Annotated in this window: 19 protein-coding genes; all 19 read right to left on the reverse strand. The window is 50.9% G+C overall.

The genetic code is table 11. The features are described from left to right. Window positions 1-77 precede the first annotated feature (77 nt). A complete protein-coding gene (locus L9Q39_RS20265; protein WP_237487186.1) occupies window positions 78-2,204 on the reverse strand; it encodes a phage tail-collar fiber domain-containing protein in 2,127 nt (708 codons plus the stop codon). Between the two features lie 3 nt (window positions 2,205-2,207). Beyond that, on the reverse strand, window positions 2,208-2,852 hold the full coding sequence (locus tag L9Q39_RS20270) for a phage tail protein I (protein ID WP_237487187.1): 645 nt from the start codon (window positions 2,850-2,852) through the stop codon (window positions 2,208-2,210). Next, window positions 2,845-3,987 carry a baseplate assembly protein gene (locus L9Q39_RS20275; RefSeq protein ID WP_237487190.1) on the reverse strand — a complete coding sequence of 381 codons (1,143 nt, stop codon included), beginning with the start codon at window positions 3,985-3,987 and terminating at the stop codon, window positions 2,845-2,847. Before L9Q39_RS20275 ends, L9Q39_RS20270 begins: the two co-directional genes overlap by 8 nt. Further along, complete coding sequence (locus L9Q39_RS20280) at window positions 3,968-4,333, reverse strand: GPW/gp25 family protein (RefSeq protein ID WP_237487192.1); 366 nt, start codon at window positions 4,331-4,333, stop codon at window positions 3,968-3,970. The genes L9Q39_RS20275 and L9Q39_RS20280 overlap by 20 nt, the downstream gene beginning before the upstream one ends. Before the next feature lie 20 nt (window positions 4,334-4,353). After that, window positions 4,354-4,641: a PAAR domain-containing protein gene (locus L9Q39_RS20285; protein WP_222770566.1), complete on the reverse strand. Its 288-nt coding sequence runs from the start codon at window positions 4,639-4,641 to the stop codon at window positions 4,354-4,356. After that, window positions 4,625-5,110, reverse strand: coding sequence for a hypothetical protein (locus tag L9Q39_RS20290; protein WP_237487194.1), 486 nt, complete (start codon window positions 5,108-5,110; stop codon window positions 4,625-4,627). Before L9Q39_RS20290 ends, L9Q39_RS20285 begins: the two co-directional genes overlap by 17 nt. Beyond that, window positions 5,110-5,820, reverse strand: coding sequence for a phage baseplate assembly protein V (locus tag L9Q39_RS20295; protein WP_237487196.1), 711 nt, complete (start codon window positions 5,818-5,820; stop codon window positions 5,110-5,112). Before L9Q39_RS20295 ends, L9Q39_RS20290 begins: the two co-directional genes overlap by 1 nt. Next, the gene (locus L9Q39_RS20300; RefSeq protein WP_237487197.1) at window positions 5,811-6,428 is read right to left on the reverse strand and encodes a hypothetical protein; all 618 of its coding nucleotides are present in this window, start codon (window positions 6,426-6,428) and stop codon (window positions 5,811-5,813) included. Before L9Q39_RS20300 ends, L9Q39_RS20295 begins: the two co-directional genes overlap by 10 nt. Then, a complete protein-coding gene (locus L9Q39_RS20305; protein WP_237487198.1) occupies window positions 6,403-7,020 on the reverse strand; it encodes a phage tail protein in 618 nt (205 codons plus the stop codon). The genes L9Q39_RS20300 and L9Q39_RS20305 overlap by 26 nt, the downstream gene beginning before the upstream one ends. Beyond that, window positions 7,001-7,393 (reverse strand): hypothetical protein, encoded by a 393-nt coding sequence (locus L9Q39_RS20310; RefSeq protein WP_237487200.1) that lies wholly within the window; start codon window positions 7,391-7,393, stop codon window positions 7,001-7,003. The genes L9Q39_RS20305 and L9Q39_RS20310 overlap by 20 nt, the downstream gene beginning before the upstream one ends. Beyond that, window positions 7,393-8,409: a major capsid protein gene (locus L9Q39_RS20315; RefSeq protein WP_237487202.1), complete on the reverse strand. Its 1,017-nt coding sequence runs from the start codon at window positions 8,407-8,409 to the stop codon at window positions 7,393-7,395. The genes L9Q39_RS20310 and L9Q39_RS20315 overlap by 1 nt, the downstream gene beginning before the upstream one ends. A 40-nt stretch (window positions 8,410-8,449) precedes the next feature. After that, the gene (locus L9Q39_RS20320) at window positions 8,450-8,809 is read right to left on the reverse strand and encodes a head decoration protein (RefSeq protein WP_237487203.1); all 360 of its coding nucleotides are present in this window, start codon (window positions 8,807-8,809) and stop codon (window positions 8,450-8,452) included. Between the two features lie 43 nt (window positions 8,810-8,852). Then, window positions 8,853-10,202 carry a S49 family peptidase gene (locus L9Q39_RS20325; RefSeq protein ID WP_237487205.1) on the reverse strand — a complete coding sequence of 450 codons (1,350 nt, stop codon included), beginning with the start codon at window positions 10,200-10,202 and terminating at the stop codon, window positions 8,853-8,855. Then, on the reverse strand, window positions 10,192-11,679 hold the full coding sequence (locus tag L9Q39_RS20330) for a phage portal protein (protein WP_237487207.1): 1,488 nt from the start codon (window positions 11,677-11,679) through the stop codon (window positions 10,192-10,194). The genes L9Q39_RS20325 and L9Q39_RS20330 overlap by 11 nt, the downstream gene beginning before the upstream one ends. Then, window positions 11,679-11,894 carry a phage head-tail joining protein gene (locus L9Q39_RS20335; RefSeq protein WP_237487209.1) on the reverse strand — a complete coding sequence of 72 codons (216 nt, stop codon included), beginning with the start codon at window positions 11,892-11,894 and terminating at the stop codon, window positions 11,679-11,681. The genes L9Q39_RS20330 and L9Q39_RS20335 overlap by 1 nt, the downstream gene beginning before the upstream one ends. Window positions 11,895-11,903: 9 nt before the next feature. Further along, on the reverse strand, window positions 11,904-13,970 hold the full coding sequence (locus L9Q39_RS20340) for a phage terminase large subunit family protein (protein WP_237487211.1): 2,067 nt from the start codon (window positions 13,968-13,970) through the stop codon (window positions 11,904-11,906). After that, a complete protein-coding gene (locus L9Q39_RS20345; protein WP_237487213.1) occupies window positions 13,960-14,463 on the reverse strand; it encodes a DUF1441 family protein in 504 nt (167 codons plus the stop codon). Before L9Q39_RS20345 ends, L9Q39_RS20340 begins: the two co-directional genes overlap by 11 nt. A 70-nt stretch (window positions 14,464-14,533) precedes the next feature. Continuing rightward, window positions 14,534-14,767 (reverse strand): Rz1-like lysis system protein LysC, encoded by a 234-nt coding sequence (gene lysC / locus L9Q39_RS20350; RefSeq protein ID WP_237487215.1) that lies wholly within the window; start codon window positions 14,765-14,767, stop codon window positions 14,534-14,536. Next, window positions 14,739-14,958: hypothetical protein (locus L9Q39_RS20355; RefSeq protein WP_237487216.1), on the reverse strand; the 220-nt coding region annotated here is incomplete at its 5' end. The genes lysC and L9Q39_RS20355, both read right to left, overlap by 29 nt.

The raw sequence follows: 14,958 nt of genomic DNA on the forward strand, positions 1-14,958 counted from the left end.
GGTGTATTCTCCTTGTTTCGGATAATAAAAAGCCCAGCTCGAAAGCTGGGCGTTAATGAATTTCAATTAATAAATACTCAGCCCAGGCTAACCCAAGCTTTCCAATTTTGTCCTCTATCAACAGAGATACGCCTGTACACTGGAGAGGTATCTTTGGTTAAAATTATCTCTTGCGTTACATATAAATCAGTCGCTGTCACTTGTAACTGACCAAAAGCCCAATCCTCGGGCATACCCAAAACGGTATAATCATCCAAACCAAGTTCACCGAAATTAACTCGATACGTCATTGTTTCAACAGCGTTGTCTATCGACTCATTTTCCGCAACAAATCTCTCATTATCGAAATAATCTGCCACGTAATGGGACATCCTAATAAATTTGCTATTGACGTCAGGGCCAAAGATCACGGATTTAGACCCATCATTTCGAGTCACTTCAACCGTTGATGTGTCTTTCACATCAAAGTCTGCCAATACATCACCAAATCCATCTTGCGCTTGAACAAACTCTAACCTTGAATCTCCTTCAACATAAATAGGCCATCGAGGGGTTGCAGCCACACCTTTACGTACGTCAATCGTCGGAACGTCCCACTTAATAACTGATTTATTTTTGATAACAAACAATGAATCAGAAACATTACCTGAACCATCATCATAGTCAGAAATATCCCCAGTTCCTTTCCCATCTCTATCGCCGCCTACAAAGAAACCAGAACTTATATCAATATTAGTATTGTCCGCTCTTAAAATTCCGCCTCCGGTCGTCTCATCAATATGATGCAAGCGAGTTTCCACACCCACATTTCGTATTGTGATGCCTCGACCTTTGTATACATCAACGGCATAAGCGCCATTTAGCTGATTATCAACAGACGAATCACGAATGGTTGAGTAGTTCAAGCCAAACAACTCATAGCCATATTTGCACCTAGATATGGAGTTATCATCTAAAATCCAAGTAGTTCCAAAAGAGGTACTAGCCGACTCTTTAAATGCATTTTTTATATGATGGACACAATCGATTGAGCGAGCGCCTTTAAACAACAGGTGATAATGATTGGAGGTGTTATCAGAAAGGTTCCAAGCCTCGTAAATAGACAAAGCACCTCTAGCTGCAACGTTCATAAACTGGCTATGAGCCATGTTAGGACTAGCCACCAATGATGCTAGTTTCTCAGCAGGCGTACCTCGAAAATCAAATCCAATACCGGAGAAAAGGTGGTTCCTTGCGGCTTTGCCTGGTCGCCCATTTTCACCATCAAACTGTGTTATATGAAAAATGGCTCGCTTCGCATACTCGTCAGGCAAATTAACATCCAATGACACCAAACGATTGGTGTCCATCAGCAAGTCTGAGCCAGCCGTAAAAATAGTATTCTCTGGTCCGAACGTCTCAATGGAAAAACCGCTGCTGCCATGAATGAGCACAGGAGTAACAAAACGGAAAAGGCCATCAGGTATTTCCAGTTTTTTTCCGCCAAACTCCAAAAATTCTTGAAAGATCTGACCTACATCTCCTGTATTATCATCAGGGGCTTTTAAGTCTCCAACCAAGTTTAACTTCTGGGCTCTTAGGCGGTTTGCTATAGATACATATGGTGTTTCAATTGAGCGCCTAAAAGCTACCTGATCCGAACCATGACGTTTATCAAGCTCGTCATCAGATTCATCACCTCTCATTGCTGGAACTAAATTATCAAATGACCATGCTCTACTAGCCGTAACGACATTTGGATCCATTTCAACAATCGGGTCTGCACTGGTGATCACAAATGTCATTTCCAGCGTTACCGGATTCGACACATTACCGTTATTAATTGGCTTAGGAACGTAAACCCGAGCACAGTTACCAATGGCGTGAAAATATGTTTGACCGTTAAACGTGGCGACTGCCGCAAACTCGCGAATTACGACATCATTGATGTCATCCGGCAAAATTGCCTCAACCTTCAAAATAGGCACTGAATCCGGCGTCGGCTGTAATACATCCACCGAATTAACTGGAATTCGATGCAATTCGTTCACCAATGCCTGGGCCTTTCTATCTGGCTGAACATACGTATCGTTTGCATCACCAAAAGCAATATGAGTGAACTCAACTTGTTTATTTAACAGCTTACCGTTCTGTTCGGCGTTTTCCCCTAATACGGTCAAGATAGAACCGTATTGCTGTTCATTTTCAGGGACTAAATTTGTCATGCTTTACTCCAGAATTAACGGAAGCGGACCAGAACGGACCACAACAGCAACGCGAGATAAACACACCATTGCATTGCTGGACGAACTCACCATAGAACTGATCACCCACGGACCAGACCGAACTTGATGTCCTTGCCGGCTCATGGCGATATGTTTTTCTGGGTTTTCCACCTGGCTAGTAACGGTGATCCCGACTAGGTGGCTACGAGTGTTTTTGGCTTGATGAATTGATGGCACTAACTGTTGCAGTTCGGTTATATCTACCGGTTGATTGGTTGACTTAACATCGACGCGGAAAGTACCTTTCGCCAGATTTTGCTTATCTTCAAACCACTCAGTGAGTTTTACATCATCACCACGAATCGCTTTTAACACCCGTTCAACCGCGCCGCGAGTGCCTCTCATTCGGTTAATATCGACACTTTGCTTTATCACATCGCGCTTTCGTGCTTCTGGCCAATCACTTTGCCAACTGTCCACACGTAGCGCCCAAGCAAGATAAGGCAATAATTCAGCCGGGCATTTATCCGGGTCCCACAAGGTCGAAATCGGGATTTCTATTTCGCTGATCCGTGATAGTGCCCCCGCCAAGTCCCGCTCTAGCTGATTGAGGTTTCTTGGCAACAACGATTTATCTGATTCAGACATATGTCACCACCATGCCCGTACAGAACGGCGCTTCATTTTCAGCGGCATCGATGTCATTCCAGCCGGTTAAACGAACCTTTGACACCCCTTCAACTTTTAACGCCCAGTGAATGCCGGACACGTCAATTTCACCGCCGAAGCGGTTTTCAGTGGCCAGATAGTCAGCAAGGCGCTGTTTGGCGGTTTTAACAACCTCATCAGGGGATGGACCAGGCTTAATCGTCAGTTCGGCTGTAACGCTGTACTCGATCACCGTGCCTGGCTCGACGGTCAATTCATCGGTTAAGGGGCGGAACGGTTCAATGTAGGCGCGCGCTAAATCACATAAGCCGCGACTCGGTGTTCCGTTACCGGTTTTCGTTAACAGGTAAAGCACCACCTCTATCGGGGCCGGACTGGTCACAGCGACGTCTTTAATGTCTGGATGAGCACTTTTCGCATGGAATTTATAGGCATCATCCGGACCCGCAACACTGTAACCACCTGGTGATTCGTGTAAGCGCTGACGATAAGAATCGTCGTCTTCCTTTTCTTCACCCAACACCTTGGTTTCAGTCTTGATCAGGGTCAGTGTTGCGATACCCGTGGTGTCATCTGGCCAGCCCAACCGCTCCCAGCGCAGCACATAACTTTCCCCCTGGAGCACATAGCTATAACACTCAGCGCGATCGCCATCTGGCGATTCAACTATCCAACCGGTTCTTTCCGTGTCCGGCACTTCTAAACCACTCGTTGGGTCGCCCACAATCACCGCATAGTTACGGCCCGACTGAACCGTTATCGCCCCGGATACCGTCATCGGATAGGCGGCGGTGTCACTGACCTCGGTCACGGTTTTTTTCAACCGTTCAACCGGCTTTCCGTCAGGGGCCCGGTAGTACGTCACCCCGATATGGTCCAGTTCGGAGCCTTTACCATACGCAAGGGTTAATCCTTTAGCCTGTTCGTTCGCATCATGACGGACCATCACTTCGCGATAAGTGTTCTCAGCGGTCACACGATAACCGGGATCGCTTGGGGCCGGATTTTCAAGCCCTGCCCGTTTCACCGTGTCTTTGAGTAAGGTTTCGTGATCCACCTGCTTGACGACGTCCAGCGGTGGCAACTGAGACAAATCAATTACTTCGTTGCCCATCGAATAAAATCCCCTCTAAGGTGACAGGCTCGCCGTTGTAGGTGAGTACCCCTTCTAAATCCAGTTCTATCTGGCCATCACCGACAGGCGTGGCTTTCATTTCAGACAAGCGGAAATCTTCCAGGCCGTTGTGAGGGTTCGCGATGGCTTCGGATACCCGCACGTAACACAGCATTTCAAAACTCTGATCGAGGTTGCGGTCTACGACTTCATGCAGACGTGACCCGTATTCACGGGCACCGACCAAGCTCCCGAGAGGTGTGTTAAACGCATCGGTTAACCGCTGGCGCAGATAGTCGAGGCCGCCGATTGTTTTACCCGTTAGGGCATCGGTGCCTTGTTTCATTTCGTTAATTCTTTAATTCGTTAGTTTGCGAAAACGTTGGGGCTTCCGGCAGCGACCGCGGAGCCACAGTCCACCGGATCGCCGACACGGCCAATAGGCTGACCGTTGGCATAGACAGAAGATGAACCCGCGGCAAGTGTGCCGGCGTGGCAACTTGGAGAGGGGTCGCAGTGAACGCCCCAGGCATCACCAACGCGGTGAACCGGCTTACCATTGATAAATACGTTCGGGCTTCCAGCGGTTGATGACCTCGGCGGGAAAGCACCGTGCCCAGTACCACCGTCGCCTTGCCTAGTGACTGCTGGCATTCATGTACTCCAAAAGCTTATCTCGGCCGCTGCTGTAGTCATGAAGCACCACACAACGCCAGGACTGGCTGGCAGTGACTTCGGTTTCTGCGGCGGTAGTTGGGTCGGTTTCGGTGTATTCCACCGTCACTGTGAGCACATACTCGCGCCGGCTTATGCTACTGGGCCGAAACTCGATCAACTCTTTACCCGTTGGCAGTTCGGGCCAATCCGCAACACGAACCACCTGGTCAGCGTCGAGATAGTCGATAAATTCCGGGACAAACAATCCGGTCAGGCTATCCGATACCAGGCGAACGCCATCGGCGGCGCTGGTAATGGTGAACTGGTCCGGCTGTTCTGGTGTGATGCTCCAGGTGTAACCCGTTAGGGTTTGGTCATCACCGAGTTCAAAATAACAGTGATACGCTAATCCGGTGGCGGTGTCCGGCTGCTGAAAAAGCAGTTCCTCGCCTGGGTGCCAGGTCATTAGTTAAAGTCGATCCTCGATGCACTGAATGTCATATTCCCGCCGGCTGTCACATCCATATCGGCATCCGTGGCCAAGCTCATCGCGCCGGCAGACTTCACCGTTAAGGTTTGGTCGGTATGAACATCGATCGCCCCTTTGGCGGCCACTGAGACGTTTTTGTCACAGTTCACCGTGGCATTCCCTTTCACCGTGGCGGAGAGGTCCTTTTCAAAGGTGGCGGTGGTGGTGCCTTTTATCGTGCCGGTGACGTTGCCCTCAACGGTGGCTGTCACATCGCCTTTAATCAGCCCTGTGACATTACCCTCGATAGTGGCCTCGACATCGCCCATGTTAATTAGCTCCAGCTTATGGGTGCCGCGGTGATGAGACACTTTCGAACCGTCGCCAAACTCGACCAAGAACAAATCAGGGTCATCACTCGGCGCGGAACGTTCGCTGTAGTAACTGCCAGGGAAGACTTCACCAAATCGCAGATCGCCCGGTGAGATCACCGTGACCGCCTCGCCAACCTCTGGAAACCACCACACAATGGCCTTACCGGAACGGATAGGCTTCACGGGAAGTTTCCCGGTTTTCATTGGGCTTTCTTCTGTGCCATAGGACACCACGACCCAACGCTCGACCGGGTTACTTTCCTCAATGATCCCGCGGACGAATACTTCTTCGAGTTTGCGCTCCAGTTCGCTGACGCGTTCCTCTAAGTCCATCCATCCACCCCGACACTGTCGCTACCTTCGATTTCTACCTGACCAGGTAAAAATGTCGGCGGATTAATCAGCAAGTTGCCCAGGTGGATTTGCTGCTCAAAGGTGACAATCATCGAATCAAAGCCGAACGCTTTCTCTTTGCCTCCCTTACCCGGCTTAAACGAGCCCGGATAGAGGTTAATCGAGTCAATGGGCACCGACTCAACGCCAATATCACCCAGCCCCCAGTTTTGACGGCCCGAGACAACAAAATCCGTGATCTGGTTTTTCTCGGCATCTTCTTCGGTATAACCGACCACAAGCGCCACCATTGCCGCCAGATTACGCACGGCCAGCGGCAAATCTGGCGTTTTGCTGGATAAGATGCAGTGCAAAGCGAATTCACAGTTAAACGGGATCCGCCCGCCTGTCACTGCGCGCCCTGGTTTGGCTTCGACCATTTCAATCAGTACCGCGGGCGTGTCGATTTTAAACGACTCCCCAGGTGCGATGTCGGTCGGATCATACAGGGCCACCGTATCGAGAAGCGGCAAGCGTTTTTTAAGCTCGGCCTCGATGGCGTCATGCAATTCAGTAAAGTCTTTAAGCGCGTTCATGATTGACCACATAGTTCAGCTCCTGATCCAACTTCTTGCGAAATTCATCAGGGACCCGAGATTCCAAACGCTTTAGCGCCTGGGTCGCCGGGTCGGCAATATCAATCGCAATATGTTGCACCGGGAAACGGCCGCGTAAATGAGCCGGGAGAGAGTTAGGATTCGGTTTTCGACGCTTTGCCGTGGTTGTATAGCGGCCTTGGTTCCGGCTGGCCCGGATCCAGACTGCCGAATCATAACCGTACAGATCCGACACAAACGCGCCCTCGTATCGGTGTTTTTTTAACGATACGCCTTTTTTGGTCTGCCTCGCCTTACCGGCTTTTTCAGCCAGAACGGGCGAAATACCGATCCATAATATGGTGACGGCTTCCGCACCTTTACCGACTGTTTTCAGACTAAAGCGAAACTTAAGTACCTTTTGCGGGATACCGGTTAGCTGGGACACTTCCCGAGCGGCGCGGCTATACATCCAACGCATGGTTTTCTTTATCGCGCGTTGTCCGGCTTTTTCTAACTGCTTAGGGGTGGCGGCAATCTTGGCGCTAACCCTTTGCAGTTCTTTAGAAAAGTTAACCTTAAAATCAACACCAGGTGCGGCCACGTCCTTCACCCTCCGGGCTCTGTTTGGTCGCGTCAGGCTGATCGTTTAAAAACAGATAAGTGACACCGTCATCTTTGGCATAAGGCTTAGTGACGTAGTATTCCACCCCGTCTATTTTGACCGACCAACTTTCCGGTTCGAGCTCGATGTCTACGCAATGGCGAGACTCGATCACGACATGCGGCTGACGCATTTGCAGATCCTGACCACCTTTGCCCCCGCCGGTGATTTCCACATCCAGCATCGGCTGGTTTGGCACGGCGTCCACTTTGAGCCATTCCCCTAAAGGCGGCTTGATCAGAATTTCGTGGTGACGGCCAAGCCGCCGGAGTATCCGGCGACTGGCACGTTTAAAGGGGTCACGCTCACGCATTAAGCGCCTGGTTCAGTTTTTGGCGTGAACTTGATACGACGCACCGCCAGCGGGCTAGTACATACGTTCATTGGGTTAGATTGCGCTTCCAGATCAACGCCCTTGTTCATCTTCTTAGGCTCTGAATTGGTGTAATACGGCAGGCCGACCGTGTTCACAGTTTCGTTGTAGTTTGCTGGCGAGAAGTACGTCATGAACATTTTCGGCTTACCGACTGGCACAACCACAGCACCGTACTTGGCAGGCATTGGGTCCTTATCACCGAATTTTTCGTCGTATTCTTCCCACCAGGTGCCTTGCCAGAACACACCACGGCGAACATCTTCACGCAGGTTTTCACCATCATTTTGACGCTCAAATGATTTGTAGAAGCTCTCATTTTCCAGCATTTCATCAAAGAACTCTGGGCGACAAAATGCACGATAGCCCTTAGCCTTAATGCCTTTCTGGTGTTTTTCAGAGTCACGTTTCACCTGGATAAGCTGAGTTCGTAGCGGGGCATTGAAATCAACCGTGTTTTCACCATCGGTTTCTTTAATATCGAAGACCTTAAACAGATCAACAATCAAATTACCTTTTTTGCCGTACACCTTGCCAAAGATGGCACCAAAGCGGAAATACTCGATCGTCGCATCGATACTTTGACGAGCAATCTCCAACTTTTCATCGATCACAACCTGTAGGCTTTCGAGTTCGTCTTCTTCACCGAACGCGCGGCTGTTTTGAATATCATCGGCAAACACACTAGCCGGCACTGGCAAATGCACCGCGCGGAATGTGTAGATTTTACGGTCTGGATCATCCAGAGGCTTACCGTCTGCACCACGTTCTACATCTTCAACAAGTTGGATTTGGCCGTCTTTGTATTCAATGTCGATAGTGGTTGTACGAATGCCTTTTTCTTCGAACAATTTCAGTTCAGCCAGGCGAGTTTTAGGCACTTCCAGGTTATTGATAGCGGCCGTTAGTGGGCGGATTTCAAATTTACCTGACTCCAGCGCTGCTTGAATTTCCATGTATCTCTCTCTTTATCGAAATGGGAATGAAACGCCCTGATTAACGCAGGACGATCTGTTTTTTAGCCAAGTTGGTGACGGCATCCGCCTTTTGAACGTCGGTGATACCATCCGGCCAGGTCAGCTTGTCGTCATACACACCGCACACTCGCGCGTGAGCTACAGCAGGAACCGGACCCGCAGTTGCATCGATGTGACCATACAAAATAACTTCGGCCGTATTCGCCTCAGTTGCATCGACCGCCAGGTCTAACTGGGTAAACGTACCGTCATCTTTTTCGCCTAGCACCGTACCGGACGCATACGCGCCACCAACGACGACGATCTGATCTCTTGATACGCCAGCAACCTCACCCGCTACGTGCGCGCCAGGACGTGGCAGCATTGCATTTACTGTCATTGCCTTTCCTTACTTTTCAGGATTAAAAGAAACCGCCGGACGCTTAGCGACGTTTGGCGTAAATATCGTTCGCGTTTAAGGCCGCGGGCTTTTTATCTTTGTCGGTGATCTGACGAGTTAAGTCGCCGTTCTCATCGGTTTCGGCTTTCGCTTCGTGAATCGCCTTGCCGACCATCTTCACCGGGTCATCGATACAGCCGACAAGCGTGTCAAAACTGCCAGACAAACCCGACGCGGCTAACGTATCTTTCAAGCCCGTGGCCATCTTGATTTGGCTTTCCGCTTCTGCTTTGGTGATCCCCTCTTTCAGCACTGACGCTGAAAAAGCAGGAACGCCCGCTTTCGCACAAGCGGCGACAAGGTCCGCGGCGTGACCGATGGCCATTTCTGGCGCTGGTCCTTTAATCGCTTCAATGGCATCTGGTCGCTGCTCTGTAATAGCGGCAATTAAGTCGGCCGTGCTGAATACATCTGAGCCCGGCAAACTCAATGTCACGTTGTTGTTGCCTTCATCTGCGCCGGTGGCGTTGTTGTTTGGATCTGGCATTGTTTTTTTCTTTCCTGTTTTGAGTTCGGCGATGACGCCCTCCAGACTCCCGAGACGGTGAGCCATACCTTTATCAACAGCAGCCTGACCCACTAAGATCCCACCGCCGCCGAAATCGTTAATGACCGTGTCACGATCAACCGCCATATTTCGGGCGACACGCTGGACAAACACTTCGGCGAGATCGTCCAGGTGTTTTTGATAAGCCGCTCGACCTGTCTCCGTGCCAGGGTCCTGACGTTTATTCGGTGACTGGCTAGACACGATTTCAATGGTTTCGAAATCGTCGTCGGCCTTCTCCTTACGACGGCGCATCTGTAACACTGTGCCAATAGAGCCCGCGCTCGCCGTGGCATCGATGACCACTTCTTCACACGCGCTCGCAATCCAGTAACAAGCCGAACAGGCCATCCCGCCGACATAAGCGATAATGCGTTTTTTACCGCGGGCCTGATAAATCATTTCCGCCAGTTCATGAATGCCGTTAGCTTCACCGCCAGGCGAATCACAGTTGAACACGATGGCTTTGATTGACGGGTCATTCAGTGCCTGAGTAAAGTCCTGCGCCAATAATTGGGTGGTTGTTCCCCCGCAAATATTGGTAAACAAATTCGCATAACGACTGATCACCCCGCTCACGCTGATCAGGGCGACGCCACCTTCGCGTTTCTCCATTCCTCGCGTGATACGCTTGCCTGATTTGGTCGCCAGCGATTCGGGAACAAAGTCATCCAATGAGAGGCTGTCCACCTCTCGATTGGCGATGTCACTCATCAGCGACAGCAGTTGCTGATCCAGTGCCCACGGCTGTGACATCAGATAATTCAGGGCGAATTTATGTTTCATCTTCACCGCCTCCGGTCGTTTCTAAGGCACTAAAAAGCCCGCCTAGTTTGGCGGGCGGTTCAATACCTTCTTTTTTACAAGCCTCTTGCCATTTCTTGAGCAATCTAGCGTTAACTTGCATGTTCTTTTCAATGTCGGTGCCGTATTCCGCGGCCTCTCGCTCACCGTTGGAAATGTGAGACGCGACCGCCTTGTTACGGGCGTTAATGTCCTGCTCTGGATGTAGGTGTTTCCACGCATCCGGACGGACATCGACCGCATAATATTTCCACGGATCCGATGCAAAGCCAGGAGCCGACAATAGTCCGGTTGTGATCAGCACTTCAATCACCCAGCGCCAGATCCCAAACGCAACCTGAAAACCGGACAAATTTTCCTGATCAAAGCTGATTGAACGGCGGTATTCGTTAAGAAAGGCACGAACCAAACGGTCGTTAAGCCCTGCCCAATCACCCGTTAAAAGTGGATACGGAATATCCATCCCAGCAGAGTAAAGCAGCGACTCCCATCGAACAAAATCCGCGTAACCTTGGCCAGTATCATCGCCATCAAACGGCAATGCTTTTTCACCGGGCACCATGCGAAGCCAGGTTCCAGCGCTGATTGTCTCGCTCGTACTTGCAGCCTCGGCATCGGAATACATCGGCTTACCGGTGTTTGGGTCGAATTCCCAATCCGCCTCACCAAACGATTCACGATACAGCACCCCGGTAATGCCAGAGCGCTCACGTTTACGGATCAACTCGTTATCGTTGTATTCGTGGAACGTGCGGTCCTTAAGCAGTGCCGCGGCTGTTTCCGGTTCCGCTCGAACTTGCCCCGGACGAGTTGGCTTATAGTGATGAATCACATCACGAGCCGGAACGCGAATGCAGTCATGCAAGCTGACCGACTCGATCCCATCATCTGGGTGCGCCTTATAGAACCAGTACGCGACTTTCACCTTACCGTTAAACTCGATCCCCTGAATAATTCGGCGGGTCGGACTAATACGGCGGTTCAATTCCTGCGGACACATATCCGCCTCTAACAGTTCCACCTGGATAGGTGCAACCAGACCAGAATCAACACGACGATTTAGCCGGCGGATAAACACCTCACCCGACATGCGGCGCGACAAAGCGGCTAGGTGGCAAAGCCCTCCGAAATTTAAATCACCCCAAGGATCAAGCTGCATCGAAATAATGCGCCACAGCTTATTAGCCTTTTTACGAAAACCGTCATCCTCGCAAGTGCTCATCAGAGTAAAGCCCTTGCCGATTTCGTTGGTGGTGTTTTTGTTTATCCCCGAGCGCATCAGCAAGCTGTTGCGATAGGCGTGTCGAGTTCGATTTCTTAGCGGTTTACCTGCCGTCGCTAACGCTCGGTTTGGTCCAATTGAGGGCGCGGGCCAATTTCGGCCGCGTGGCTCTCGCGTTGCCCCCTCATAAGAATGCGAGTTCAACGGTTGGCCATCTAGTCCAACAATACGCCCCATTAGCGGATCCCTCGGTCAATATTGGTTGTGACTCCGGAAAACGCACTGATTCGAACGCCGTTTTGACGGGCAATCGTTCGCAGAATATGACGCTTAGCCTTAAGCAAATCGTTGAGGCTTCGATATGTGACTTCGCGGCCGTCAATTTTGACGGTCAGTTCGCCACTGGCGATCGCTTCGTCTAACGCGTCAATATCATCTTTTGTGAATGCCATAAGTCACCATCATAAACTTGAGCGACGGCGGCGACGCTTCGGCAGCGCCACGACTTCACCGTCACCGGTTATCAATTCGGAACTCTCATTGATTGGCACCGCCCAAGGTGGTGCATTATCCCAATCAACAATCTGATCCGCTTTTAACTTGTAAATCCCCGCCCAGTTGTAAACGAACAGGTCGAACGTTTCGTTACGGGTAGAAACCTTTTCCCATTTACCGGAGACGTTACGTTCTTCGGCTAACAACTCATCAAAGAACCATTCCGGCAACCAGTCCGGGAACCAACAATAACGACGACCCGCGGTATCGCGCTCGATGGCGTTCGATACCGTGTCTTTGATTCGGTCCGTATTGATTTGGAAAACCGGCACATCACCATAAGCCCGCGCTTTTCGGTCGCTCCGCTTGGTGTTGTCCGGGTAGGATTCTTTGATAACAGGTCCTTTGCCCTGACCTTTTACCAACATGAATTTGCGGTGAAGTCCTTCGCCTTTCAGCTTGCGATAAAAGGCGTAGGCGTTATCGGTCACGCCATCTTCACCACCGGAGTCACACGAGGTTAATAAGATCGGCATTCGGCGTTCGCTGCCATCGTCCAGTTCGTAGGACTTGTTAATCACCTTATCGATCAACAAATCCCAATCTTCGAGGTGCGTGGCCGGGTTCACCCGGACAAATTTGTCCGGGTTTTCCGGATCGGTTCGGTTGGATTTCTCAATCCTGAACCGGTCAATGACTTGGTGTTCTAGATCAGAGCCCCAAGCCAGCACCATGACATCAAAGCGAGCGGTTTTCGCACCCGCTTGAACGTCAACGGCGGCGGTGAGGAATCGCGCCCACTCAGGCACCACACGCACACCCAAATCGGTGCGGCGGTCCATTAACAACTGAACGCTTTGATCCCCCTTACGCGGCGGCGTAAATGCTTTTCCCTGGTCGGTATTGACCGTGGTTTGTAAATCGTTGAGATCGCCCGTTTTCTCGTACTGCTCTAATGCAGATAGGTACTTGTAAACGAGTTGATTCCAAGTCTGGAATGCAGCGGTTGGGCCTTTCTGCCAGAAACTGGCGACGCGAGTATCGCGGCGAGAGCCGGTGATCACGCCGTTCTGATCAGCCTGACAGCCTTCGGGGATCCAAAGACCGCTTGCATTGAGCGTCATTTTTAACGACTTGCCGCCCGTCATGCGCTTGTGTTCACTGTGCAAGCTGCCGCAATGCGGACAGCACAAAAACACTTCTTTCGAGGCTAACGACGGATCGGCGATGTCTCTATCCCATTGCAACAATGGGAAGTCCGGCTCGAACCATTCGCCACAGTCCGGACATTGCCAGTAAAACAAACGGCGGTCGCCCTGGTTGTAAAGGGACAAAATCCCATGAGTGGGGGGCGCTTCGTGGGCCGTCGCGGGGCGATAGGTCGGGTCGGTAATGTAAAAGCCTGGCGACCCTTCGGCGAGGGTCATGCCTGACGACATAAACGTTTGAGTACGTTTCGACGCCAGCAAGAACGCCGAACCCTCGCTATCTACGTTAAGCGGGATCCGGTCATAGTCGGTTATCGCAACATATTTCCAGTCGGAACTGGCGAAGATGTTTTTTGATGGCCAACCAATTTTTAAAAAGTTGCCTGCTTTGAATAACTTGTCATGAACGTTGTTGTCATGCGCCCGAGGTGATAGCTTCTCTTGAATCTCCGGACTGGCATTAAACTCACGCCCTAGACGTTTTTTTGAGTATTCCGCGGCTTTCTCTTGGCTGATTTGCACCAGGAGAAAATCGGCCGGATTGTTGACGATGGTGTCACAGATCCAGCCATCAATAAGGCTGACGGTTTTGGATGTTCGCGCAGGGCCGGCGAAGATCACCGAGCTGTATAAGCGCGACTTCAAACAATCCATTGGTTCGTGAATATAAGGGACTAAATCCCCATCCCACGGCACCATTGACCCGCCTTGCTCAACATGCAGCAAACGGCGGGCGCTTTGTGATACGGGCTCTCGATTCGGCGGTCTGATTAAACTCGCTACTTCACGCCGAATCTTACCCGGCGATGCGTAGCTATTTAACATCAGGCTCAACCTCTAACAATCCGTGATAAAGATAGGTTCGGGATTCATCGGCCCACGCTTCAATGTATTCGAGCGATTCGGGCGACATTTTGTAACGACGTTCCAGGTTATCCGGCAGCGACTCAAAGGCACTGACCAAATATTTCAGTGTGGCCGCCAGATCGAGACGATAATCACCATCAGGGATCAACTCGCCGATTTCAGTCTCATACTTCAACCGCTCCCGTTCGGACTGGAAAAAGTCTTTCCTGTCTTTCGGAACCATCTTGTTCGGGTCGTAATCGTCCTCGGACTTGTTCGATGTTTCGGCCGCAAATAAAGCCGGACCAACATCGGCCAGGGCGTAAATATCCACACCGGATTTTTTCCCGCTGGGTTTGACCCTGGCTTCTTTTAATCTTTTTCGCACCGTGTCGCGGTGCAGTCCGAACGCCTCCGCTATTCGGGTGATGTTCCAGGAAAAGGCGTCGTTTAAATGGCTGACTGATCCCACATTTCCACCTCAAGGCATAGCGACCCGATGCGTGAAGGGCGTCATTTCAGGAATATGTGGAAGTGGTCCCCTATTGCATCGGGTCGTTTTCGGTTTGGCCTGGTTGCGATTGCTGCCAGGCACGAATGAGTTTGAATCGTTTATCGCAAGACTCGATCACCGAAATCAGCGCGTCATTGTCCGCGGCTAAATCCGCCCAGGTTGACCCAGCAAACGGCGGGACAACACAATCGACCGTATAAGCCGGCGGCGGGGTACGATAAATGACTTCGGTTTTAATCACCGGTGGCGGTGGTTCGCTCACGGCGCAACCGGATAAGATCATCAGGCAAAGGCTGGACACCGCAATCTGATTGATTTGCCGTTTCATAGATCACCTTTTGACGCTCAGCGCGGCGCTGTTGCGCTTGCTCCAAATCTTTGACCAGGTTGGCCACTCGGGATTGTTCGTTCTGGTAGCTGCTTTGCAAGGCGGAAACCTCTCGGCGCTGCGCT

It is taken from the genome of Vibrio hippocampi, from assembly GCF_921292975.1.
Lineage (GTDB): Bacteria > Pseudomonadota > Gammaproteobacteria > Enterobacterales > Vibrionaceae > Vibrio > Vibrio hippocampi.